Origin of the sequence: Streptomyces sp. NBC_00568, from assembly GCF_026341855.1 — a bacterium.
Lineage (GTDB): Bacteria > Actinomycetota > Actinomycetes > Streptomycetales > Streptomycetaceae > Streptomyces.
In genome coordinates this window covers 3,872,330-3,896,408 of record NZ_JAPENW010000001.1, presented here as the reverse complement: position 1 = coordinate 3,896,408, position 24,079 = coordinate 3,872,330, and the positions used below count along the sequence as shown (strand labels likewise).

21 protein-coding genes are annotated in these 24,079 nt (G+C 72.7%); 8 read left to right on the top strand and 13 right to left on the bottom strand.

Annotated features, from left to right (window positions below):
• Positions 1 to 75 precede the first annotated feature (75 nt).
• Positions 76 to 1,572 (top strand): oligopeptide:H+ symporter, encoded by a 1,497-nt coding sequence (locus OOK38_RS17045; protein WP_266759508.1) that lies wholly within the window; start codon positions 76 to 78, stop codon positions 1,570 to 1,572.
• A 136-nt stretch (positions 1,573 to 1,708) separates the two neighbouring features.
• Here the strand turns inward: OOK38_RS17045 and OOK38_RS17040 are convergent, their stop codons facing one another.
• From OOK38_RS17040 to OOK38_RS17015, 6 genes are all read right to left on the bottom strand, one after another.
• Entirely contained in the window at positions 1,709 to 2,998 is a 1,290-nt protein-coding gene (locus OOK38_RS17040; protein ID WP_266765715.1) for a hypothetical protein, read from the bottom strand.
• A 62-nt stretch (positions 2,999 to 3,060) separates the two neighbouring features.
• Positions 3,061 to 4,170: a hypothetical protein gene (locus OOK38_RS17035; RefSeq protein ID WP_266765716.1), complete on the bottom strand. Its 1,110-nt coding sequence runs from the start codon at positions 4,168 to 4,170 to the stop codon at positions 3,061 to 3,063.
• A 5-nt stretch (positions 4,171 to 4,175) separates the two neighbouring features.
• Positions 4,176 to 5,156 carry a hypothetical protein gene (locus OOK38_RS17030; RefSeq protein ID WP_266848570.1) on the bottom strand — a complete coding sequence of 327 codons (981 nt, stop codon included), beginning with the start codon at positions 5,154 to 5,156 and terminating at the stop codon, positions 4,176 to 4,178.
• Positions 5,157 to 5,186: 30 nt separating this feature from the next.
• Positions 5,187 to 5,924: an LPXTG cell wall anchor domain-containing protein gene (locus tag OOK38_RS17025; protein WP_266848568.1), complete on the bottom strand. Its 738-nt coding sequence runs from the start codon at positions 5,922 to 5,924 to the stop codon at positions 5,187 to 5,189.
• A 286-nt stretch (positions 5,925 to 6,210) separates the two neighbouring features.
• Entirely contained in the window at positions 6,211 to 6,774 is a 564-nt protein-coding gene (locus OOK38_RS17020) for an ATP-binding protein (protein WP_266759513.1), read from the bottom strand.
• 275 nt (positions 6,775 to 7,049) lie between these two features.
• Positions 7,050 to 7,418: an STAS domain-containing protein gene (locus tag OOK38_RS17015; protein WP_081221611.1), complete on the bottom strand. Its 369-nt coding sequence runs from the start codon at positions 7,416 to 7,418 to the stop codon at positions 7,050 to 7,052.
• 238 nt (positions 7,419 to 7,656) lie between these two features.
• On the opposite strand from OOK38_RS17015, the gene OOK38_RS17010 reads away from it, so the two are divergent.
• Both OOK38_RS17010 and OOK38_RS17005 read left to right on the top strand, forming a co-directional pair.
• On the top strand, positions 7,657 to 8,577 hold the full coding sequence (locus OOK38_RS17010) for an RNA polymerase sigma factor SigF (RefSeq protein WP_266759516.1): 921 nt from the start codon (positions 7,657 to 7,659) through the stop codon (positions 8,575 to 8,577).
• Between the two features lie 375 nt (positions 8,578 to 8,952).
• Positions 8,953 to 10,530 (top strand): RICIN domain-containing protein, encoded by a 1,578-nt coding sequence (locus tag OOK38_RS17005; RefSeq protein WP_266759518.1) that lies wholly within the window; start codon positions 8,953 to 8,955, stop codon positions 10,528 to 10,530.
• A gap of 141 nt (positions 10,531 to 10,671) precedes the next feature.
• Here OOK38_RS17005 and hutI read toward each other — a convergent pair whose 3' ends face one another.
• From hutI to hutU, 4 genes are all read right to left on the bottom strand, one after another.
• The gene (gene hutI / locus OOK38_RS17000) at positions 10,672 to 11,847 is read right to left on the bottom strand and encodes an imidazolonepropionase (RefSeq protein WP_266759520.1); all 1,176 of its coding nucleotides are present in this window, start codon (positions 11,845 to 11,847) and stop codon (positions 10,672 to 10,674) included.
• 71 nt (positions 11,848 to 11,918) lie between these two features.
• On the bottom strand, positions 11,919 to 13,277 hold the full coding sequence (locus OOK38_RS16995; RefSeq protein WP_266759522.1) for a formimidoylglutamate deiminase: 1,359 nt from the start codon (positions 13,275 to 13,277) through the stop codon (positions 11,919 to 11,921).
• A complete protein-coding gene (locus tag OOK38_RS16990; RefSeq protein ID WP_266759524.1) occupies positions 13,274 to 14,497 on the bottom strand; it encodes an allantoate amidohydrolase in 1,224 nt (407 codons plus the stop codon). The genes OOK38_RS16995 and OOK38_RS16990 overlap by 4 nt, the downstream gene beginning before the upstream one ends.
• The gene (hutU, locus tag OOK38_RS16985; protein ID WP_323178807.1) at positions 14,494 to 16,158 is read right to left on the bottom strand and encodes a urocanate hydratase; all 1,665 of its coding nucleotides are present in this window, start codon (positions 16,156 to 16,158) and stop codon (positions 14,494 to 14,496) included. Before hutU ends, OOK38_RS16990 begins: the two co-directional genes overlap by 4 nt.
• Positions 16,159 to 16,334: 176 nt before the next feature.
• Between hutU and OOK38_RS16980 the strand changes: the two genes are divergently transcribed.
• The 5 genes from OOK38_RS16980 (at position 16,335) to OOK38_RS16960 (ending at position 20,407) form a co-directional block, all read left to right on the top strand.
• Complete coding sequence (locus tag OOK38_RS16980; RefSeq protein WP_266759526.1) at positions 16,335 to 17,933, top strand: diaminopimelate decarboxylase; 1,599 nt, start codon at positions 16,335 to 16,337, stop codon at positions 17,931 to 17,933.
• Positions 17,934 to 18,218: 285 nt separating this feature from the next.
• A complete protein-coding gene (locus OOK38_RS16975) occupies positions 18,219 to 18,626 on the top strand; it encodes a hypothetical protein (protein WP_261704018.1) in 408 nt (135 codons plus the stop codon).
• On the top strand, positions 18,623 to 19,435 hold the full coding sequence (locus tag OOK38_RS16970) for a transcriptional regulator (protein WP_266759529.1): 813 nt from the start codon (positions 18,623 to 18,625) through the stop codon (positions 19,433 to 19,435). Before OOK38_RS16975 ends, OOK38_RS16970 begins: the two co-directional genes overlap by 4 nt.
• 64 nt (positions 19,436 to 19,499) lie before the next feature.
• Entirely contained in the window at positions 19,500 to 20,018 is a 519-nt protein-coding gene (locus tag OOK38_RS16965) for a roadblock/LC7 domain-containing protein (RefSeq protein WP_266759531.1), read from the top strand.
• Positions 20,019 to 20,032: 14 nt separating this feature from the next.
• Complete coding sequence (locus OOK38_RS16960; RefSeq protein WP_266759533.1) at positions 20,033 to 20,407, top strand: hypothetical protein; 375 nt, start codon at positions 20,033 to 20,035, stop codon at positions 20,405 to 20,407.
• A gap of 11 nt (positions 20,408 to 20,418) precedes the next feature.
• On the opposite strand, the gene OOK38_RS16955 is transcribed toward OOK38_RS16960, so the two are convergent.
• The 3 genes from OOK38_RS16955 to OOK38_RS16945 form a co-directional block, all read right to left on the bottom strand.
• Positions 20,419 to 20,958 (bottom strand): hypothetical protein, encoded by a 540-nt coding sequence (locus OOK38_RS16955; protein ID WP_266765718.1) that lies wholly within the window; start codon positions 20,956 to 20,958, stop codon positions 20,419 to 20,421.
• Between the two features lie 207 nt (positions 20,959 to 21,165).
• Entirely contained in the window at positions 21,166 to 22,158 is a 993-nt protein-coding gene (locus OOK38_RS16950; RefSeq protein ID WP_266759535.1) for a MurR/RpiR family transcriptional regulator, read from the bottom strand.
• Complete coding sequence (locus OOK38_RS16945; RefSeq protein ID WP_266765719.1) at positions 22,155 to 23,834, bottom strand: aromatic amino acid ammonia-lyase; 1,680 nt, start codon at positions 23,832 to 23,834, stop codon at positions 22,155 to 22,157. The genes OOK38_RS16950 and OOK38_RS16945 overlap by 4 nt, the downstream gene beginning before the upstream one ends.
• Positions 23,835 to 24,079 lie beyond the last annotated feature (245 nt).

Below are 24,079 nucleotides of genomic sequence, written 5' to 3'. Positions count from 1 at the left end.
GCGACTCCTCCAGGCTCTCGGCTCCGGTCGAGCGGGAGGACCCCCACAGCGCGTCCCGACCAGCAAGGAACGACCATGGCGTCCAGCCTGACGAAGGACTCGGTGACTCCGGGCACCCCCGGTTCCGAGAAGACCTTCTTCGGCCACCCCCGCGGACTGGCCACTCTCTTCATGACCGAGATGTGGGAGCGTTTCTCCTACTACGGCATGAAGGCACTGCTCCCGCTGTACTTGGTGGCACCTGGCGGTCTGCACCTCAGCGCGGCCAGCGCGACCGCGATCTACTCGGTGTACCTCTCCCTGGTGTACCTGCTCGCCCTGCCGGGCGGCTGGTTCGCCGACCGCGTCCTCGGCCCCCGCAAGACGGTCGCCGTCGCAGGTCTGATCATCATGCTGGGCCACCTCACGCTGGCTCTGCCCTCCTCCGGCACGTTCTACGGCGGCCTCGGTCTCGTCGCCATAGGTTCCGGTCTGCTGAAGGCCAACATCTCCACGATGGTGGGCCACCTCTACGACGGCCCGGACGACCCGCGCCGCGACGGTGGCTTCACGCTCTTCTACATCGGCATCAACCTCGGTGCCTTCGCCGCTCCGCTGATCATCGGCACCGTCGGTGAGAACGTGAACTGGCACCTGGGCTTCGCCCTCGCCGCGCTCGGCATGGCGCTGGGTCTCGCCCAGTACCTGCTCGGCGGCCGTCACCTCAGCGCCCGCTCGCACGAGGTCCCCACGCCTCTGTCGGCCGAGGAGAAGGCCACGACGCTGCGCAAGTCCGCGCTGTGGGCCGCCGTCGCCGTCGTCTTCTACGCGATCGTCGGCTTCTCGGGCCACTACACGCTGAACTGGCTGCTGGTCCCGATCACGATCGCCGGCCTGGTCATCCCGGTCATGGTCATCGGGCGCATCAAGCGGGACAAGTCCCTGGACCGTGCCGACCAGTCGAAGATGTCCGCGTACATCTGGTTCTTCGTGGCCGCGGCCGTCTTCTGGATGATCTACGACCAGGGCGGCTCGACGATGTCGATCTTCGCCGACTCGTCCGCCGAGAACACCATCTTCGGCTGGGAGTTCCCGGTCTCCTGGTACCAGTCCGTCAACCCGGTCATGATCATGGCGCTCGCCCCGGTCTTCGCCTGGGCGTGGCTGTGGCTGAACAAGCGGGGCAAGGAGCCGAGCACGGCCACGAAGTTCGCCTCGGGCCTGATCCTGGTCGGTGCGTCGTTCTTCCTCTTCCTCGCCCCGCTGACGATCGCCGAGGGCGGTCACAAGGCGGCCGCGATGTGGCTGGTGGCGATCTACTTCGTGCAGACCGTCGGTGAGCTGACGCTCTCCCCGGTCGGCCTCTCCGTCACCACCAAGATGGCTCCGGCGAAGTACGCCTCCCAGATGATGGGTGTCTGGTTCCTGGCCGTCACCGCCGGTGACGCCACGACCGGTCTGCTCTCCATCGCCGAGGTCGACCTCAACAAGACGGGCATCGTCGCCCTGGAGGCCACGCTCGCCGTGATCGCCGGTGTCGCGGTGTGGATGTACCGCAAGAAGGTCAAGCAGCTCATGGGCGACGTCCGCTGACGTCGGGCCGTACCCACGGCGAAGGGCCGCCGCACCGTCCGGTGCGGCGGCCCTTCGCCGTCTCGGCGGGCGGCCGGCCCGGGGAGGAGCCGCGGGAACCGCCCGTGAACGACGTGCCGAGCGGGGTTCTCGCCCGTCAGCGCGTCCGCCGCCCCGGCATGAAGGTGAACACCGCGCCGCCCAGCAGGATGACCGTGCCCGCCACCAGTCCGAGCGCCTTGAGCGCGCTGTGGCTCTCGGAGCCCGTCTCCGCGAGGCCGCCCGAGCCGCCGGCGGAACCGGAGCCGGACGAGGTGGACCCGCCGCCCGACGCTCCGCTCGCCTGTTCCGAGGTGTCCAGGGTCAGGGACACCTCGGACTTGGTCGGGGTACAGGTCGTCGTCGTGCCCAGGGCCTTCACCGTCAGCACGCCCGGGGAGAGGGTCGACTCACCGGTCGCGCCCGGCTTGTAGGTGCCCGTGAGGTCGGGGACCTCGATCGGGTCGCCGGACTTGATCGCCGCGGAGTTGGTCGGGCCCTCGACATGCACGGTGCCCTTGTCGGCGCCCCCGAGGGCCACCTCCATCGACGGCTTGACCGAGTCGGCGGGGATGTCGGCCGGGCTGTCCATCACGGACTTCTTGAACTGCACGGTGAGGTCGTAACTCCCGCCGTTCTTCTTGGCGTTGATCTGCACGGGAGAGGTGGCGTCCTTGTCCCCGATGGGCGTCTTGCACGCGTAGGGGACGGACACCTCCTTGCCCGTGAAGTCGGTCTGCCCGCCGCCGCCCCCGTCGGAGCCGCCGCTGTCACCGCCGCCGGTCCCGCTGCCGCTCGGCGACGGGGTGGCCGAGCCGGTCGGCAGGGTCGGCAGACCGGTCGGGAGGGTCGGGGTCGTCGTCGGGATGCCGCCCGTCGTGCCGCCCGAACCGCCCCCGCCACCCGTCACCTTGATGGTCGCGGAGGACTTCACCGTCTCCTTGGGCGTGCACTTGGTGTCGGTGGAGATCGGCTTGCTGACATTGATGTCGTACGCGTCCGGGGTGAGCGTGACATCACCCGCCGCCGTCAGCTTCAGCCTGCCCGTCATGTCCGACAGCTTCATGTCGCTGTTCTTCGGGATCGCGGGGTTCTGGCGCGGTCCCTCCATCGCGATGTCCGCCGTCTGAGCGCCGCCCGCCTTGAGGGTGCCGGTGGGCTTGACCGTGTCCTTGTCGAGGTCGAGGACGTCGGGGTTCTTCGAGGCCGCCTGGGCGAACTTCCAGGTGATGGTGACCTCGTCGCCCACCTTCGCCTCGGCGGGCGCGGTGATCTCCACCTTCGTGGTGCCCTGCACCGGGGGCAGCCCGGAGATGGGGGGCGGAACGCACTCCGTCTTGTACGACACCTCGGCGGCCTGGGCCGGGGCGGCGGCCACGCCCAGCAGGATGCCCGCACCGCCGAGCATCAGCGCGACCCCGGCCGCGCCGGCTCTGCGTCCGCCGGGCGGTACCACTCTCCGTTGCGTGCTCACGTGTGTCCCTTTCTCGTCTGCGTCGTCGGACCGTTCTCTTGCGGTGCGGAGAGCTGACCGTTCGTCGCGGTCCCCGGATCGTTGTCCGGGGTGAACCACGGCAGGGCCGGGGCCGGGGAGGCCGAGGCGCTCGCCGGTGTCTGCGGGGTGGAGCCCGCCCTGGGCAGGCGCGGGGTGAGGTCGGCCAGCCGGAGACCCCGGTGCCGGCCGGCCCGCCCGGTCGACCGGTGCGGGCGCACCCGGTCGACCACGGCCATGCCGACCCGGAACACCGCGGCCGGGACGACCACGCAGAGCAGGATCCAGAAGAGGGTGACGCCCCAGGGCCGGCCCACGCCCCACGGCTGCTCGGCGAGCACCTTCCCGCCGTACTTCAGCGAGACCGTGTAGTCGCCGTGTGCCCCGGCCGCCAGCTCGACCGGGAGCTGGATCCGCGCCTTGCGGCCGGGCGCGATGGAGCCGCGCCACTCCTGCTCCTCCCACTGCGGGGCGAACACCCCGTGGGCGGTGCCGACATGGAAGACGGGGTTCTTCACGGGGGCGGTGCCGACGTTGCCGACGGTGAAGACGAGGGTGCGCGCGGGAGGTGAGCCGAACCAGGTCAGCAGACCGCTCGACCCGTCGAGCCGGGTGTCGGTCAGCACCGAGAGACGGCCGCCGCTCTCCTCCTTCGGCAGCGGCTCGACCGAGTGCCCGGCCACCATGAAGAGGGCGTCCGCCTCGGCCTTCTCACCCGTGACGGTGGCGACATGCACCACGCAGGGGCACGGCTTGGGCGGCTCGGCGACCGGCAGCTTCTTTCTGAAGCCGCCCTTGGCGTCGGTGGTGACGGCCCGGCCGTCGGCGTTGGCACAGGAGTTGGTGCCGCCGATCACCCCGCGCGAGGGAACGGACTGCCCGCAGATCATCATCATCAGCAGCGCCCCGGGTCGCCAGCCGCTTCCGGTCACGGTGATCGAACCACCGCTCCCGGCCTCGGACTTGGACAGCTTCACGCTCGGTCGCGCGGCGGCGGACGCCGGGGACACCGAGGCCGTCCCCGCCAACAGGACCAGGACGAGGGCCGGCACCGCCCCCAGCACCGCCATCCGTAGCTTGCCGCCCAGGACGCTCACGACACCGCTCCCGTCAACTCGACCTCCGTGCGGGGCTGTTCGCTCGCCCCACCGTCACCCGTCCGGCGCCCGCGACGCCCTGGCCCCCACACCCCGGTCCGCCTCCGACGCCGTACGGCGAAGAAGGCGCCCACCGCCGCCAGGGCACCCCCGGCCCCGGCCACCGCGCCCCACGGCACGAACCGGACCGACGCGGTCGCCGTGGAGCGCACGCCGCCCGCCGCCGTCACCGTCAGCCGCACGTCGACCGCGTCGAGCGCCGGAGGGCCGGTCCACGGCTCGCGGAGCGTGACGCGGCGGCCCGGCAGGAGCTCGACGGGCAGGGTGCGCGGGGCACGGTCGAGCAGGGTGCCGAAGACACCGTCGGCGCGCACGGCGAGCCGCGGAGCGAGGACCGTGGTGCCGCGGTTCACCAGTTCGTAGGAGATCCGGCCGCCGCGCACCCTGACGTGCTCGACTGTCAGCGCCGACAACGCCGGCCCCGCCACCCGCAGTTGGACCCGGACCGCCGCGGTGCGGCCGCCGCCGCTCACGACGATCGCGCCGGGATGGTCGCCGGGCGCCGCGCCGGCCGGCACGGCGAGGGTGAACGGCACATCGGCGCGGGTGCGCGGCGGTACCCGTACGGACAGGTCCCGCACCGCGGTCCGGCGGCCGTCCGCGCGTCCGGCGAAGGCGATCCACGCGCCCGTGTCCGTCGGCCGTTCGCGAACGGTGAAGGCCCCGTCCGCGGTGTTGTCCGCGTCGGCGCCGCGCAGCCGGACGGTGAGGGGGCGTGTGCCCGGGTTGAGGACGGACACGGAGTCCTGGAGGACCGTGCCGGGCGTGCCCTCCGCGTAGACGGAGGGCCGCCCGTCGGCCGCCCCGCCCGCGGCCGGCACGACGGACCAGCCCTCGGCGGCCAGGGCCGTCGGTGCCGCGCTCAGCAGCACCAGGGTCAGGCCCAGCACGCGGGCAGCGGGGAGTGCGTACGGCATGCGGCGGCTCCAGGTCGTGGTGCGGGAAGGTCAGCGGCGGACCGCCTGATGCCTGCGAGTCAGCCACAGCACGCCCGCCGCGCCCGCGAGCAGGACCGTGCCGCCGAGGGTGCCGAGGGCGATCGCGGAGTCCTCGGGGCCGGTCTGCGGAAGCTGACCGCCGGAGTCGGCGCCGCTCTGGGTCCCGCCGGAACCCGAACTCGACGATCCCGAACTCGACGATCCCGAACCGCCGGCGGCCGTGACGTCGAGGGTCAGCGAGGGCTTGGGACTGTTGGAGGGCGTGCACGTCGTCGTGGTGCCGAGGGCCTTGATGGTGAGGATGCCCGCGGTGAACGTGACCTTGCCGGACTTCTTCGGCGTGTACGTGCCGCTCAAGTCATTGATCTTTATGGGGGTGTTGGCGGGGATCGCGGCCGCGTTGGCCGGTCCGCTGACCGCCACCGTCCCGCTGTCCGCGCCGCCCACCTTGATGACGGCGCTCGGCGTCATCGCGCCCTTGCCGAGCTCGACCGGGCTGGAGGAGACACCCTTCTGCCAGGACATGGTGAGCTTGTAGCCGCTGCCGCTCTTGACGCCCTTGATGTCGATGGGCGAGACGGCGCTCTTGTCTCCGATCGGCGTCTTGCACTGGTAGTTGACGTCCACCACGTCGGCCTGGGCTGCGGGGGCGGCCATCAGCACCGCCGAGCCGGCCAGGGCCGCGGCGAACGCGAGCGCGGCGGTTCGTTTCTGGTACGTCCGGTACGACACGGGCCTGCCCCTCATTCCTGACGGCATCCTTGGCGATTTCCTGACGGAACATCAGATCGGCCGTCAAGGTACGCCCGGGGACTTGTGGAGGGAAGACAAAGTGCGCGCCGGATCCGTGGGGATCCGGCGCGCACCGGGTGACGTACGAAGAAGGGTTCGAACCGCGGGTAACCGAAGGCGGGCCCCGGACGGCGCGCTTCGGCAGGACGGCCGGGGGCGGCGAGGACAGCGGGAGGGGAGGGCAGGCGCCCTCGTTCGGACCACCCGGACCCAGGGTCCAGGGTGTTCCGAACGGCGACCCCTAGGCGGGTGCGCCGAGCTCCGCCCATACGGTCTTGCCCGCGACACCGGGGGTCCGCACGACGCCCCAGTCCAGGCAGAGCCGCTGCACGATGAACATGCCGTGGCCGCCGGGGCGCCCGGCGCGGTGCGGGGTCCGCGGGGCGGGCTGGCCCGCGCCCCGGTCGGAGACCTCGATGCGCAGCACCTTGTTGTCGCAGGAGATCCGGAGTTCGTCCGGGCCCTCGGCGTGCAGACAGGCGTTGGTGACCAGCTCGGAGACGACCAGCAGGACGTCCTCGGCGGCCGCCCGCCGGTCGGCGCTCGCGGCGGGCAGCCAGCCCCACGCGTACAGGGCCTGGCGGGCGAAGTCGCGGGCGAGCGGCACGACGCCGCTCTCGCCGTCGAAGTCCAGTCTCCGGGCCTGACGGCCGGTGGGGGCGAGGGCCGCGCCGTCCGGGGAGGCGGCGTCGCCGGGCGCCCCGCCGTCCACGGGTGTCACGCCTGCCGCGGACACCCCGGAAGCGCCGCCGTCGCCCGACTCCGGGCCGCGGTCGCCCGGCGAGCAGGGCCGGGTGGTGCTCATCAGCGCTTCACCTCACCGATTCACCGGTTCACGATTCAAGACTCAGTACGCAGTACTCAGTACGGATGGATCAACGGCTTTCGCCGCTTGTGGATCAACGACTTGCGCCGCGCCGGCAGCCGACACGTGCGCCGCCGACCCGTCCAGGATGTCTCCTGCCCGACGGAACCGTCCGAACACCCACTTTTTCGGCACGGAACCTGTGACGCGAGTAACGCGTCGATCACGCAGGGGCATCCGGGACATAACGGCTTCATGATCAAAGGCCCGCCGGATCAGTCGGCCAGGGCCGCCTCGAGCGTGTCGTGGACAGTGAAGACGGCCTCCGCCCCGGTGATCTCGAAGACCCGGGCCACCACGGGCTGCATCGCGGCCAGATGGACCCCGCCGCCCGCGGCCTCGGCCTTCAGCCGGGCACCGAGCAGCACATTGAGTCCGGTGGAGTCACAGAACTCCAGGCGCGAACAGTCGACGACGAGCCGCGCGTACCCCTTTTCGAGGCACCCTTCGAGTGGCTCACGCAACAAATCGGCCGTGTGGTGATCCAACTCACCCGCGGGGGTCACGACGGCACTTGTGCCCTCTTCCCGCACCTCGACAAGAAGCCGGCCAGACTGTGCGCTGCCGACCGTCCCGCGGTCCATGCCGTCTCTCTCCCGAGCGTCGCTACTACCGATGTACGCACTCGAACACTACGCCTTCTCTACGTCACCCGACACCCGAACAACCCCCCTGAAGTGGACATTTCGCCACAGAAGGCACTTGCGGCGGGTTCACGAAAGCGGGTAGGGCTAGTAGAGACACCTATCCGACACGGCCGGCTTTGGAGGCGCCGCACACCGCAGTGCACGTATTGGCATCGGCGGCCATATGCCGAGAACGATGGAGGACACCATGTCACCCCGGCTCGACGCATCGCAGACCCAGACGGCGACGTCGACACCTTCTCTGGCACGCCCGGAGCACGTCGACGACGCCGGAACCGACGAAGTCGACGGACTCGCCGGACTGCCGGAGATCCCCCCGTACGGCGAGGTGGGGCCGGTGGACGCACGCGCCCTGTCCAAGACGCTCTTCGCGCGGCTCGAGTCCCTCGAAGAGGGCACGCACGACTACGCCTACGTCCGCAACACGCTCGTCGAACTCAACCTCGCGCTGGTGAAGTTCGCCGCCTCCCGCTTCCGCTCCCGCAGCGAGCCGATGGAGGACATCATCCAGGTCGGCACGATCGGCCTGATCAAGGCGATCGACCGGTTCGAGCTGAGCCGCGGCGTCGAGTTCCCCACCTTCGCGATGCCGACGATCATCGGCGAGATCAAGCGCTTCTTCCGCGACACCTCCTGGTCGGTGCGGGTACCCCGCAGGCTCCAGGAGCTCCGGCTCGACCTGGCCAAGGCCGGCGACGAGCTCGCCCAGAAGCTGGACCGTGCCCCCACCGTGGGTGAGCTGGCGGAACGCCTCGGCATCAGCAACGACGAGGTCGTCGAGGGCATGGCCGCGTCGAACGCCTACACGGCCAGTTCGCTGGACGCCCAGCCCGAGGAGGACGACTCCGAGGGCGCGCTCGCGGACCGCATCGGCTACGAGGACAACGGACTCGAGGGCATCGAGTTCGTGGAGTCCCTCAAGCCGCTGATCGCGGAACTCCCGCAGCGCGACCGGCAGATCCTCTCGCTGCGGTTCGTGGCGAACATGACCCAGTCCGAGATCGGCGACGAACTCGGCATCTCCCAGATGCATGTCTCCCGGCTGCTGTCGCGCACCCTCGTGCGACTCCGGAAAGGCCTGACCGTCGAGGAGTGACAGGGCTTCGCGGCCCGTGAGGCCGCGCATCGGAGCGGTCCGGCGCCGACGGCGCCGGGCCGCTCCGTCTTCCGGCCGCCCCGGTCTCCCTCCGGCCGCCCGCGCCGTCTCCGGAGAACTTCCGCGCCGTCCCCGGGGAACTTCCGCACCGCACAGATGACTTTCCGCGCCGCGCGGATGACTTCCGCACCACGCAGGAAGTCCGGTGCCGCTCAGGAACTTCGGCACCGGACGGAACAGTTCGGCGCCGGTCCGCGAAATTCCACTCTTCAACTCTTTCCCCGGAGGGCCATCCCCGCCACTATGGGCACCCCAAACTGGCTGGTACGTCAGGACGGGGCGAGTGGAGCACCACGTGCAAGGAGGCGGACGAACATGGCGCAGGGCGACCCGGCCGACAGAAACGACGCGGCCGAGGGCAACGGACTGCCCGCGGACGCGTCCGACACCCGGCTGACCGAGCTGCTGCGGGGCGGCACCTCGACCGCTTACGCCGCCCTCCAGGAGCTCCGCGGACGCCACCGCGCCTCGGTCCTCGCCTACGCGCGGCTGTGCACCACCGGTGAGTCCGGAGCCGGACAGCTCGCGGCGCAGACCTTCACCCTCGCGGCCCGCGAGACGGCGCGCGGCATCGACCCGAACGTCCCCTGGCGGCACCAACTCCTGCTGCTGGCCGGGCGGGTGGCCGCCTCGTGGGCCCGGGACCAGCGGGCCGCGGGGCTGGACCCCGGCCTGCTCCTCGTCCTCAGCACGGCGGGCCCCGACGGTCCCGTCCCGTCCCTGCTCCCCGCCTTCCAGTCCCTCCCGTCCCGGGCCCAGGGCCTCATCTGGTACGCGATCGTCGAGCGCGAGCCCGCGGAACGCACGGCGGTCCTGCTCGGTCTCGCCCCCGGCGACATCACCTACGGCACGGACCAGGCGCTCCAGTCGCTGGGCCAGGCCTGCCTGAAGTCCCGGCTGGCCGCCTCCGACGATCCGCGCTGCGGAGACTTCCGCCGGCTGATCGAGGAGTCGGTGCGGCCCGACAACCCCCGCTCCAGCAAGGACCTGCACGCCCATATGGCGCACTGCGGGCACTGCTCGACCGCGTACGAGGAACTGACCGCCCTGCGCGACCACCCCCGCTCCGCCCTGGCCGAGGGCCTGCTGCCCTGGGCCGGTACGGCGTACGCCGCGGACGACGTGTCCGGGACGCGGCCCGTCCCGCCCCTGCCCCCCGCCGGGCACAGGGCGTCGGGACTGCCCTGGCCGCCGTCCCGACGGTTCGTCCTGACCTCGGCCGCGGCGCTCGGCGTGGCCCTGGCACCGGTCCTGTTCTTCCTGCTCTCCACGACCGGCACGCCCTCCACGGACACGGCGGGCTCGGTCTCCACACCGTCCGGCCGGCCCCCGGTGACGGTGACGGCGACGGTGCCGGTCACCCCGTCGGCCGCCGCGCCCTCGCCCTCGGCGACCTCCGCGTCACCCTCCCCGACCCACCGTTCGAAGTCGCCGAAGCCGCCGAAGCCTTCGAGCCCGAAGCCGACCCCGACCGTCACGTTCCGGCCTCCGGGCAGCGGCTACGCCCAGGTGGTGAACGTCGCCTCGGGCCTGTGCCTGGACATCCGCGACGGTGACCTCGAGAAGGGCACGGACGTCGTCACGGCGCCCTGCACCTCCTCCTCCACCCAGCGCTGGCGCGTCGACACCGGCCTCCGTGCGCTCCGGTCGGCCGCCGACGACGACTTCTGCCTGGACAGCCGCGGCTCCGTCGACAAGGGCGTGGGCATCTGGGCGTGCTCCTCGCTCGACGGCGACCACGGCGACAACCTGCGGTTCACCGTCGACGGCGACGGCGTCATCCGCCCGGCCGTGGCCATCGAGACAGCGGTCACGCCGGACGGCGACGGCGGGCTGTCGCTGGTGCCGCTGAACGGCGGCACGGGACAGCGATGGCGCGCGGGCGCCGCCTGACGAACACCCCTCGCCCCTCCGCCCTCGGACCGCGCCCCCTCGAACCGCGCCCCTCAGACCTCCGGCGCCCGGTCTCCCGACCCTCCGGCTCCCGACGCCGGTCTCCTGACGCCGGTCTCCCGACGCCCGGGGCTTCGCCCCTCAGACCTCGCGGACGCCGCGCCGCCAGACGCCGGTGACCAGCGGGACGCCCGGACGGTAGGCGAGGTGGACGTGGCTCGGGGCGTCCAGCAGGGCCAGGTCCGCGTACGCGCCCGGCGCGAGCCGGCCGACGTCGTCCCGGCGCAGCGCCTTCGCGCCGCCCGCCGTCGCCGACCACACGGCCTCGTCCGGGGTCATCCGCATGTCCCGTACGGCGAGCGCGACGCAGAAGGGCACGGACGAGGTGAAGGACGAGCCGGGGTTGCAGTCGGTGGACAGCGCGACCGTGACTCCCGCGTCGATCAGCCTGCGGGCGTTCGGCCACTCGGCGCGGGTGGAGAACTCGGCGCCGGGGAGCAGGGTCGCCACGGTGTCGCCGCTCGCGAGGGCGTCGACGTCCGCGTCCGTCAGGTGTGTGCAGTGGTCGGCGCTCGCCGCGTCCAGCTCGACGGCGAGCTGGACTCCGGGGCCGTAGGAGAGCTGGTTGGCGTGCACGCGCGGGTGCAGGCCCTTCGCCTTGCCCGCCGTGAGGATCGCCCGTGCCTGGTCGCCGTCGAAGGCGCCCTTCTCGCAGAAGACGTCCACCCAACGGGCGTACGGGGCACAGGCGTCGAGCATCTCGCCGGTCACCAGGGCGACATAGCCGGCCGGGTCGTCGGCGTAGTCGGGCGAGACGATGTGCGCGCCGAGGTAGGTGACCTCGTCGGTGTGCGACGCGGCGATGCGCAGCGCGCGGGCCTCGTCCTCGACGGTCAGGCCGTAGCCCGACTTGGTCTCGAAGGTCGTGGTGCCCTGGCGGAGCGCCTCGCGGAGGTAGCGCGTGAGGTTGCGCTCCAGCTCCTCGTCGGAGGCGGCGCGGGTGGCGGCGACGGTGGTGCGGATACCGCCCGCGCTGTACGCGCGGCCGGACATCCGGGCGTTGAACTCCTGGGTGCGGTCACCGGCGAACACCAGGTGCGAGTGGGAGTCGACGAAGCCCGGGATCACCGCGCGGCCACCGGCGTCGACCCGGTTGTCAGTGGCGGGTGCTTTGCTTGATTCACCGGTCCACGCGACGCGGTCGCCGTCGATGACGAGGGCCGCGTCCTGGATCAGGCCGAGGGGAGAGCCGTCGCCGAGGGAGGGATCGTTGGTGACCAGACTGGCGATGTTGGTGATGACGGTCGTGCTGCTCATGGCGTCCTCAGGGGTGGCGGGACTGCTGGTGGGGGGCGTCGGGCGCGCGGGGCCTCACCCGCGTGCGGTTGTCAGGCGCGCAGGGCCTCGACGGCGTCCGCGAGAGCTGCCGGCACATTCGGTACGAGGGTGTGCGCGCCGTCGCGTACGACATGCCGGCCCGCCACGACCGTGTGCCGGACATCGGCGGCCGTGGCCGCGAATACGGCCGTCTCGGCGCCGAGGCGTGGCACCGGTCCCGCTGTTCTGACCGAGTCGAGGGCGATCGTCGTGAAGTCGGCGAGCGCGCCCGTCTCGATGCTGCCCGCGTCGTCCCAGCCGAGGGCCGCGTGACCGTCGGCGGAGGCGGCGCGCAGCAGGGAGGCGGCCGTCCAGTGACCGCGGGTGCGGGTGCGCAGCCGCTCGTTCAGCTCCATCGCGCGGGCCTCTTCGAGCAGGTCGATGACGGCGTGGCTGTCGGAGCCGAGCGAGAGGGATGAGCCCGCGCGCTGAAGGGCGACGGCGGGGCCGATGCCGTCGGCGAGGTCGCGTTCGGTGGTCGGGCACATGCAGGTGCCGGTGCCGGAGCCGCCGATCAGGGCGATGTCCTCGTCGGTGAGGTGCGTGTTGTGGACGCCGGTGGTGCGCGGTCCGAGGACGCCGTGGTCGGCGAGCAGGCGGGTGGGCGTGCGGCCGTGGGTGGCCTGACAGGCCTCGTTCTCCGCCGTCTGCTCGGACAGGTGCACATGGAGCGGGGCGCGCCGCTCCTCGGCCCAGCGTGCCACGGTGGCGAGCTGTCCGGCGGGCACGGCCCGTACGGAGTGGATCGCCGCGCCGATCCGTGCGTGATCCCGGTCCTTGAGAAGTGAAGAGCGTTCCGCCCAGGCGTCGGCGGTGCCGTCGGAGAAGCGCCGCTGGTGCGGGTTGGGCGGCTGCCCGAAGCCGGCGGAGAGGTAGGCCGTGTCGAGCAGGGTGATGCGGATGCCGGCCTCGGCGGCGGCGGCGATGAGTGCCTCGCCCATGGCGTTGGGGTCGGCGTACGGGGTGCCGTCGTGGGCGTGGTGCACGTAGTGGAACTCGCCGACGGCGGTGACTCCGGCGAGCGCCATCTCCGCGTACACCGCGCGGGCGAGCGCGTGGTAGGTCTCCGGGGTCAGCCGGTCGGCGAAGGAATACATGATCTCGCGCCAGGTCCAGAAGGTGCCGGAGCCGACCTGGACGGTGCCGCGCAGGGCGCGGTGGAAGGCGTGCGAGTGGGCGTTGGCGAGGCCCGGGAGGGTGAGTCCGCGGAGGATCTCGGCGCCCGGCGGCGGGGTGTCGACGCCCGTGCGGACATCGGTGACGCGGCCGTCCGTCCCGGCTCCGGAGCCGCCGGTCGACACGGTCACGGCGACGCCCGGCTCGACATGGGTGTCGAGCCAGGCGTGTTCCAGCCAGTACGTCTGCGTCACCTGCAGGCCAGCCCTTCGAGTACGTCGGCGAGTGCGGTCACCCCGGCCACGCAGTCGTCCTCGGCGGCGAACTCGGCCGGGGAGTGCGAGACACCCGTGGGGTTGCGTACGAACAGCATGGCGGTCGGGACGGTGCCGGAGAGGATTCCGGCGTCGTGTCCGGCGCCCGTCCCGAGAACGGGGACGCTCAGCACGGCGTCCCGTTCCTTGCCCAGGATGCGGGCGAGTTCGTCGCGCAGGGCGTGCTCGAACTCGACGACGGGGGTGAACGACTCGCGGATCACGTCGAGTTCGACGCCCTGGGCGTCCGCGTACTCGCGGGCCGCCTTCTCGACGCCGGTGACGACCGTGTCGAGGGTCGCCTGGTCGGCGGCGCGGGAGTCGAGCCAGCCGCGGACGAGGGAGGGGATGGCGTTCACGCCGTTCGGCTCGACCGCGATCTTGCCGAAGGTGGCGACGGCGCCCGCGAGCCGGGCCTCGCGGCGGGCGGCGAGGACGGTCTCGGCGTACGGCAGCATCGGGTCGTGACGGTCCACGAGCCGGGTCGTGCCCGCGTGGTTGGCCTCGCCCCGGAAGTCGAAGCGCCAGCGGCCGTGCGGCCAGATGGCGCTGGCGATGCCGACCTGGTCGCCGCCGATGTCGAGGGCGCGGCCCTGCTCGACGTGCAGTTCGACGAAGGCGCCGATCCGGCCGAGCCGCTCGGGGTCGGGGCCGATGGTGCCGGGGTCGTACCCGGCGCGCTCCATGGCCTGCGGCAGGGTGATGCCGTCGGCGTCGGTCAGCCGGTGCGCCTGCTCGACGGTGAGCTGCCCGGCGGCCAGCCGGGAGCCGACGCAGGCCAGCCCGAACCGGGCTCCCTCCTCGTCCCCGAAGTTGACGATGGCGAGGGGCTTGGTGAACCGCAGGCCACGGGCGCGGAGTTCGTCGAGCGCGGCGAAGGAGGAGACGACGCCGAGGGGGCCGTCGAAGGCGCCGCCGTCGGGCACGGAGTCCAGGTGCGATCCGGTGACCACGGCGTCCCCGGCGGCGGGGTCGCCGAGCCAGGCCCACTGGTTGCCGTTGCGGTCGAGCTCGTAGGTGAGCCCGCGGGACTCGGCCTGCTGCCGGAACCAGGCGCGGCACTCGGTGTCGGCGCCGCTCCAGGCGAACCGGCGGTAGCCGCCGGAGGCGGAGCTGCGGCCGATCGGCAGCAGCTCCGCCCACATGCTGTGGAAAGTCACGCGTCGTCACCTTCGCGCATCGGGATGCGCACACCGCGCTCGTCCGCGACGGACTCGGCGATGTCGTAGCCGGCGTCGACGTGACGGATGACGCCCATGCCGGGGTCGTTCGTCAGGACGCGGCGGATCTTCTCGCCGGCGAGCTTGGTGCCGTCGGCGACGGAGACCTGGCCCGCGTGGATGGAGCGGCCCATGCCGACGCCGCCGCCGTGGTGGATGGAGACCCAGGAGGCGCCGGAGGCGACGTTCACCATGGCGTTCAGCAGCGGCCAGTCGGCGATCGCGTCGGAGCCGTCGAGCATGGCCTCGGTCTCGCGGTACGGGGAGGCGACGGAGCCGCAGTCGAGGTGGTCGCGGCCGATGGCGAGGGGGGCGGCGAGTTCACCGGAGGCCACCATGTCGTTGAAGCGCTCGCCGGCCTTGTCGCGCTCGCCGTAGCCGAGCCAGCAGATACGGGCGGGCAGACCCTGGAAGTGGACGCGCTCGCCGGCCAGCTTGATCCAGCGGTGCAGGGACTCGTTCTCCGGGAAGAGGTCGAGGATCGCCTTGTCCGTCTTGTGGATGTCGGAGGCCTCGCCGGACAGGGCCGCCCAGCGGAAGGGGCCCTTGCCCTCGGAGAAGAGCGGGCGGATGTAGGCGGGGACGAAGCCGGGGAAGGCGAAGGCGCGGTCGTACCCGGCGAGCTGGGCCTCTCCGCGGATGGAGTTGCCGTAGTCGAAGACCTCGGCGCCGGCGTCCATGAAGCCGACCATGGCCTCGACGTGCTTGGCCATGGACTCCCGGGCGCGGGTGGTGAAGCCCGCCGGGTCCTTGGCGGCCGCGTCGGCCATGTCGTCGAAGTCGATGCCGACGGGGAGGTAGGCGAGCGGGTCGTGGGCCGAGGTCTGGTCGGTCACGATGTCGATGGGGGCGCCCTCGGCGAGCATGCGGGGCAGCAGCTCGGCGGCGTTTCCGAGCAGGCCGATGGAGAGCGGCTTGCGCTGGTCGCGGGCCTCGACGGCGAGCTGGAGGGCGTGCTCCAGGGAGTCGGCCCGCACGTCCAGGTAGCGGTGCTCGATCCTGCGCTCGATGGCACGCGGGTCGACGTCGATGCAGATCGCGACGCCGTCGTTCATCGTCACGGCGAGCGGCTGGGCGCCGCCCATGCCGCCGAGGCCGGCGGTCAGCGTGATCGTCCCGGCGAGCGTGCCGCCGAACTTCTTGGCGGCGACGGCGGAGAAGGTCTCGTAGGTGCCCTGGAGGATGCCCTGGGTGCCGATGTAGATCCAGGAACCGGCGGTCATCTGGCCGTACATGGTGAGGCCGAGCTGCTCCAGGCGCCGGAACTCCTCCCAGTTGGCCCAGTCGCCGACCAGGTTGGAGTTGGCGATGAGGACGCGCGGGGCCCACTCGTGGGTCTGCATGACACCGACGGGGCGGCCGGACTGGACGAGCATCGTCTCGTCCTGCTTGAGCGTGCGCAGCGTGCGGACCATGGCGTCGAAGGAGCGCCAGTCGCGGGCGGCCTTGCCGGTGCCGCCGTAGACGACGAGCTTGTCGGGGTGCTCGGCGACCTCGGGGTCGAGGTTGTTCTGCAGCATCCGAAGGGCGGCTTCCTGCTGCCATCCCAGGGCGCTCAGTTCCGTACCGCGCGGCGCTCGGACGGGGCGGGGTCCTGACATGGTCTGCCTCCTAGCGGACTGTTGCTTCAGATATTCACATCCTGACTCTTTGAATAGAGCTAGTCAATAGATGCACGGGCCCGCGCGCGCTCCTCACGGATGTTTGGCTGGGATGCATGGGCGCAGACATGGACAGGGCAGGGGATCCGGCGGGCGACGGGGCGAGCGGGGCTGCGATGTCTTCGGCAGGGGCTTCGGGGAGGCCTTCGGGCGACTCGACGGCACATGGGGACGGGACGACGGCGAACGGGGGCGGGACGACGGACGGGGGCGAGACCACGGTGGGCGGCGGCGGGACGACGGACGGGGCCGGGACGACGGCGAGCGGCGGCGGGACGACGGACGGGGCCGGGGCCACGGCGGACGGCGGCGGGACAGCGGGCAGGGGCCGGACGGCAGGCGGGGGCCGGGTGGTGGACGCGAGCGGGGGCGAGCCGGACTCCGAGCGGGTCTCCCGGCGGGACGACGCCGTGCGTGCCGCCGTGGAGCAGGGCCTCCTCACCCCGGATCACCCCATCGTCGCGCTCCTCGACGTCCCCGGCATCCGGGCCTCGGCCGCCGCGCTGCGCGGAGCCTTCGACGCGGTGACCGCTCCCGGCACTCCCGTGCTGCACGCCTTCGCGGTGAAGGCGACACCCCTGGTGCCCGTACTGCGGCTGCTGCGCGAGCAGGGCATCGGCGCGGAGGTGGCGAGCCCCGGAGAACTCGCGCTGGCCCGGGCGGCCGGGATACCGCCCGCCCTGACCGTGCTCGACTCGCCCGCCAAGACGCCCGGCGAACTGCGCGAGGCGCTGGCGCTGGGCATCGCGGTCAACGCGGACAATCCGCAGGAGCTGGACCGCATCGACGCCATGGTGCGCTCGGCGGTCACCAGCTCCCCCATCGGGCTCCGGGTGAACCCGCAGGTCGGCGGGGGTTCGATCGAGGCACTGTCGACGGCCACGGCGACCTCCAAGTTCGGGGTCGCGCTACGGGACGAGGGGGCCCGCGCGTGGATCGTGCGGGCGTACGCCGACCGCCCCTGGCTGACCCGGCTGCACGCGCACTCGGGCTCGCAGGGCATGCCCCTCTCCCTCATGGCACAGGGCGTGGCGGAGACGTACGCGCTGGCGGAGGAGATCAACCGGCAGGCCGGGCGGCGGCAGGTCGACACGATCGACATCGGCGGCGGACTGCCGGTCGACTTCGGCTCCGACGCGACGGCCCCGACGTACGCGCAGTACGCGCGGCTGCTCTCGGAGGTGGTGCCGGGACTGTTCGACGGGCGGTACGGACTGGTCACCGAGTTCGGGCGGTCACTGCTCGCCAAGCACGGGACGGTACTGGCGCGGGTCGAGTACGCGAAGTCCGCCGGGGGCCGGGCGGTCGCGGTCACCCACGCGGGGGTGCAGGTGGCGGCCCGCACGGTGTACGCGCCGGAGGCCTGGCCGCTGCGGATCGCCGCGTACGACGCGAAGGGCCGCCCCAGGACCGGGCCGGACGTCGTCCAGGACGTCGCGGGCCCCGCCTGCTTCGCGGGCGACCTGCTCGCGAAGGGCCGCGCGCTGCCGCTGCTCGAACAGGGCGACCACGTGGCCGCGCTGGACACCGGCGCGTACTACTTCGCCCACCACTACGCGTACAACTCCCTCGCCCGGCCCGGCATCTACGGCTTCGCACCGGCCGGTGACGGCGCGGCCGGCGTGCGTTTCGCGGTCGTACGGGAGCCGCAGACGCTCGACGAGATCGTCGCGGAGTCGGGCGGCGCACACGGGCCGTCGCTCACCGCGCTGTAGCCACCGCCGGCGCTCCGGGGACGGGCAGGAGGCCCGCCCGGGGGCCTGGGGCGCATCCGAATGCCGCGTGCGCCCCAGCGCACTTGTCGGCGCCCCTGCCGCGCACCCCGGGGCAGCACGAATCGGCCACCGGTGGATTCCGCACGCCGGAAAATGTGGTCAGTTGACCCACCTTAGCCATCAGGGGCATGTTCCACAGGAAAATGCCCGATCACTCCCCTCCCGCGCACACAGTGCGTAACTTCGGCGTCACTCGGCCGAACCCTTGGCGGGAGGGGAGACACGGTGCCCGGAATCGACGAGTGCCTACTGGAAGCCATGACACTGCCCGGTGCGCGGGGTGCCTCGGTGGTCGACTGGACCAGCGGCCTGGCCCTGGGCACGGTCGGTGACGCACCGGGCGACGACCACGAGACGACCGCGGCGGAGGCCGCCGAGCTGGCCCGGCTCGCCGCGGAGAACCGCTCGTTCGCCCCGAAGGACGGCTCCGACTGGTCCGAGTGGTCCGACCAGGAGACCCCCATCGAGGACTTGATCATCAGCAACCGCGACAGCTATCACGTCCTGCGGTTCGTCCGGACCACCTTCGACAGCAGCGTGTTCCTGCACCTGTGGCTGGGCCGCTCGGACGGCAATCTCGCCCTGGCACGCATCCGGCTCGGCGAGATGGCCGGACGGCTGGTGCTCGTATGACGACGGTCAGAACACCTCCCCCGCCCCGGCTCCCGGTCCGGGACAGGGCGCCGAGCGCAGCCGCCGGCGCCTCTCCGATGCTCAGCCGGCTCGCCGACGAGCGGGCCACCGGCGTCCTCATCCGCGAGCGCGGCACCCTCTACCTCGCCGACGGCGAGGTGGTGCACGCCGAGAGCCCGGCCACGCCCGGACTCGACGTCCTGTTCTCCGTCCGCGGGGTGCTGGACGCCGAGGTGTGGCGGGAGGCGGTCGCCGCGGCCGGAGCACGCCGCCGGGTCGGCCGGTTCCTGATCGACAGCGGGCGGATAGCGGAGGGCGCGCTCGAGCTGTGCCACCTCGGCTCGCTGTACGACGCGGCGTACTTCGTCCTCGGACCGAGCAGCACCCCGACCCGCTTCCGGTACGGCGCCGCGCACTGGTTCGGCCCCCTCCGCCCCGTGACGGTGGCCGCGCTGGAGCGCGAGACGGTGCGCCGGCGCGAACTGCTGCACCGCATATGGCCCGACCCCGCGACCGACACCGCACCGCTGCGGCGTGCCTCGCTCACCGCGGGGCCGACGGTGCCGCAGCGCCAGGAGGCCGTCCTCGGCCGGGTGGACGGCGTTCGCACGGCGGCGGACGTCTCCCTCGCGCTGGGGCGGCCCGCCTTCCACACGCTCGTCGACCTGCGCCGACTCGCCGCCGCCGGGCTCGTGACGGCCGCGCCCGCGCCGCAGCCGCTTCCCCCTCCCAGCGTGCTCACCCAGACCTCCGCCGATCCCGACGTCGCGTTGCTGCGACGACTCAGAGACGCGCTGGAGGCCTTGTGAGTCCCAACCCGCGGGAGGCCTTGTGATCCGCGCGCTACGACAGCGTGCCGAGAGGAGACTGCTGATGGCGGCGGAGCCCGAAGTCCTCGACGAACTCCATCGGTTGAGGGCCCGTGTGCCCCAGCTGACCGGAGCGCTCGCGGCCAGCGCCGACGGTCTCGTCCTCGCCCACGACACGCCCGGTGTGGAGCCGGACGGCCTGGCCGCGCTCACCGCGGCCGCCCTGGGGGTCGCCATCCGCATGGCCGAGTCCACCGGGCACGGCGACCTGCGTGAGCTGCTGGTACGCGGCGTGCACGGCTACGTGGCGACCTACGCGGCAGGCGGCTCCGCCGTCCTGACGCTGCTGGCCCAGGACCGTGTCAATGTCGGCCGGCTGCACCTGGAGGGGCGGCGTTCCAGCACCCGGATCGGCGAGCTCGTCGACGCCGCCACGGCACGCGGCGAGCCGGTCGCCGAGCCGCCCAAGACACCCGCGAAAACCACGTCGGGTACTTCACGCACTCGCACCGCGCGGGGCACCGCCGCCGCGCGCACCACCTCTACCCCTGCCACCAACCACCCGAGAACATCCGAGAGTTGAAGGAGCAACGCACCATGACGAACACCGAGACCGCGCTCAAAGAGGCACTGGCGTCCATCGAGGGCGCGACCGGAGCCGCCCTCGTCGACTACACCAGCGGAATGGCGCTGGGCACGATCGGTGGCAGCAAGGGATTCGACCTCACCGTCGCGGCCGCCGGCAACACCGACGTCGTCCGGGCCAAACTCCGGACCATGGAGCACCTGGGGCTGAAGGGCGACATCGAGGACATCCTGATCACGCTCTCCGACCAGTACCACCTGATCCGGCTGATCAAGGGGCGTGGCGGAAACGGCCTGTTCCTGTACCTGGTGCTCGACCAGAAGCGCGCCAACCTGGCGATGGCCCGACACCAACTGAAGAGGATCGAGGCCGACCTGGAGGTTTAGTTCCGGCCCGGTCAGCGACGCCGCGCCCCACCGGGCGCGGCGTCGCCCGCTGCCACTCCGGTGGCCCGGACGGCCCGGACCGGCTTGCCCACGGGGGCACCGGCACGCGGGCCCAGCCAGTCGACGCGCACCCAGATCAGCGCCTGCTCGGCATGTTCGAGCCGCCCGAGCCGACGGGCCTTCAGCCACAGTCCGACGCCCGCGCCGGCTAGCAGCATGCCGCCCGCGGCGGGCACGGCGAACGAGCTGCCCAGCGCGGCCGCGAACGCGAGGAGGAGCCACCAGCGGTGGCCCCGGCGCCAGTTGCGAAGCGTCACGGCACGGTCCTGGAGCACATCGTGCTTACCGGCGTGGTCGGCGGAGCGGACCAGGGCGGCGTATCGCTTCCTGCGCCCGTACGCCACCACGGCCGCCGCGACGATGAACAGCGCGGCGCCCGCCAGGACGCCGATCCTGCGCCCGGTCAGTCCGGGGACCAGAACCCCGATTCCGGCGGCCACCACCCCGCACCACCACAGCGGTGCGGCTCCGGCCCTCACCACGACGGCCATGCGGGCCAAGCCCTGTCCTCCGCGCGCCACGATCTGCCTCCCGTCTCAGCGCCTTCGCGTCCACGGGCCCGTCGCCGACCGCCGCCGCGCCCGTGTGTCTCTGGGCGCGCAGGCTAGCCGCGGAAGGTGAGACGAGTCTGAGAAACGCCGAAGTCCGCACCCGGCACCCGCTCCTCGGACAGTCCCGCGCGGCGGCCCGCGTCCCGCCTACTCCACGAACAGTCCCCGCACCGCGGCCCGCGCGTCGAACTGCTCCAGCCGCGCCTGCGCGTCCGGCAGGTCGTCGCACATGGCCTCCAGCAGGACGCGGCCCAGCAGCATCGGCGCGCAGGCCGTGTCGAAGGCGAGACCGGTGCCGACGGCGGCGGGGAGCAGCAGGTCGGACACCTTCGCCACCGGCGCGAACGCCGAGTCGGCGACCGTGACGACGGTCAGCCCGGCCTCCTTCGCGTAGCCGAGGGCGTCGACGACCTCGCGCGGATGCCGGGGCAGCGCGAAGCACAGCAGGGCGGTGGCCCCGGCCCGGACGGCCGCGTCGACGCGGTCCTGGAGCATCGTGCCGCCCTCGTGCAGCAGCCGTACGTCGGGGTGGACCTTGGCGGCGAAGTAGGCGAAGCCGTAGGCCTGGGAGGCGGCGGCGCGCAGTCCGAGGACGGGCAGCGGACGGGACGCGGCCAGCAGACGCCCCGCCCTCGCGACCGGGCGCGGATCGGCGAGCACCTCGGCCAGGTGACGGAGGTTCTCGATCTCGGCCTCGACGGCCTGCTGGTACTCGTTGTACGAGGTGGTGTCGGTGGCCGGTTCGGCGGGCGCGACCTCGCGCAGGTGCTTGCGCAGCGCCGGGTAGCCGTCGAAGCCGAGGGCGACCGCGAAGCGGGTGACGGAGGGCTGGCTGACTCCGGCGAGCTCGGCGAGTTCGACGCTGGACAGGAACGGCACGTCGGCGGCGCGCCGCACCATGCTGTGCGCGATGCGCCGCTGGGTCGGGGTGAGCCGGCGCCCTTCGAAGAGGGCCTGGAGACGCCCGGCGGGGCTGTCGCTCACCGTCGCGCCACTCCCCACGGCGGCGTCACCGTTCACGTCCCCGTTCGCGTCCCCGTTCGCGTCCCCGTTCACGTTCACGTCCCTGTTCCCGTCCCTGTTCGCGGTGCTGTCCACGTCCGCGCTTCCGCCCGCGTTCCTGTCTGTGCCCGCGCTCATGACGTGCTCCCCCTCCAGATGTCCGTGAACCGGTCGAGCAGTGCGGCGGCCGCCGTCACGTCGTCCGTGAGTGGCCGGTCGGCCTGCTCCGCGTCGAGCACCGCCTCGGCCAGTTCCAGTGCCCGCCCGGCCGGCAGCTCCGGGTCGGGCCGCAGATCACGCTGGCGCAGCGCCCGTACCGCGGCGACCAGTTCGCAGCCGACGACGAGACGGTACGCACCGCACGCCCGCAGCGTCTGGCGTGCGGCGAGCGAGGCGAAGCTCGCCTGTTCCTCGACGCCCCGGGAGAGTACAGCGTGGCCGAGCGACGCGGGCGCGGAGAAGGCCCGCAGGTCACCGAGTGCGGCACCGGCGGCGTACTCCAGGATCATCACGCCGGAGGACGCCGGCTCGTGGTCGGCGAGGAACGGGCGCAGCCGTGTGTAGGCGGGTTCGTTGAGGGTGGACAGGCGGGAGGTGGACAGGCGCGCCACCTGGGTGACGGCGAGTCTGAAGTGGTCCAGGGCGAGGGCGAGTTGGGCCTGGTAGAAGCCGCCGTGGTGGTACGCGGCCATGTCCTCGGGGGAGATGAGCGGGTTCTCGGCGGCGGCGTTGATCTCCACCGCGAGGACCGCCTCCAGCGCGTCCGCCGCGTCGTGCGCGGGGCCGTGAATCTGCGGGAGGCAGCGGAAGCCGTACGGGTCCTGGATCCGCCCGAGCGGTGGCGTGGGCCGGTCCGCGGCCCCGATCAACTCCCGCATCCGGCGCGCCGCTTCGACGGAGCCCCGGTGCGGCCGGGCCGCGTGCACGGGCGCCGCGTACGCCTCGTGGGACCCGTCGACGGCCAGCAGCGACAGGGCGGCGACGACCTGTGTGGCGCCGATCAGCCCGCGCAGTTCGTGCAGCGCGAGCGCGGCCTGCCCGAGGGTGAGCGCGTTGCTGCTGATGAGCGCGAGCGCGTCGTTGTTGTCGAGCGGCTGCGCCTCCGGGGCCGCCCACCCACCGGACCGCGCACCCGGCGCCGCCGGACCCTCCGCGAGCCGCCGGGACCGCTCCCCCGCCCGCGGCGCCCTGACCCCTGCCCCACCGGATGCCGGGCCGTCCGCGCCCTGACGGGGCTCCTCCTCCGCCGGCCGTCCCTCCGTCACCGACCCGTTCACCCCCGCTCCACCGGACACCGAACCGTCCGGACCCCGCCAGGGGTGCTCCCCCGCGAGGGCCAGGCCCACCTGGGCCAGTGCGGCGATGTCCCCGGTGCCGACCGAGCCGAACTCGTTGACGACCGGGTACGCGCCGTTCTCCAGCGCCTCGCACAGCGCCGTCACGACGGTGGGCCGCAGTCCGGCGCCGCCCGCTAGGAGCTGGTTCGCGCGGACGGCGAGCATCGCGCGGACCTGGCGGGCGGACAGTTCCTCCCCGATGGCGCCGGCGTGGCTGCGCAGCAGGCGCAGGCCGTGGTCGGCGGCCGCCTCGGACGGCACGTCCTCGCTGCGGTTCGCGCCGACGCCGGTGGAGCGGCCGTAGACACGGCCGGTGGCGGCGATCTGCCGGGCGGCGCACCAGGCGTCCTCGACCCGCTTCATCGCATCGGTGCCGGGAACCGGCCGCGCGGCACCGTCGGCGAGCCGTACGACGTCGTCGACACCGGTGCTGCGGCCGTCCAGGACCACGAGCGCGAGGTGCGCCGGAGGCGTCATCGCACGCGACGTGTCCACGCTCCGAGACGACACCACTCGCACACCCTTCTCCGTCCGGCTCCTCCGTCCGGACTCCTCAGGCCGGACACGGGATCTTGCCCGGTGGCCACAGGTCCCGGCGATCGAGGCCGGCCATCGACCATCTATTCACGCACCGACAACTCTGCATGACGGTATGCAGGGCGGGCAAGGGACATCCTCCGGCACCCGCCCGGGGGCTCGGCCCAGCCGCAAGAGGGGGGCTA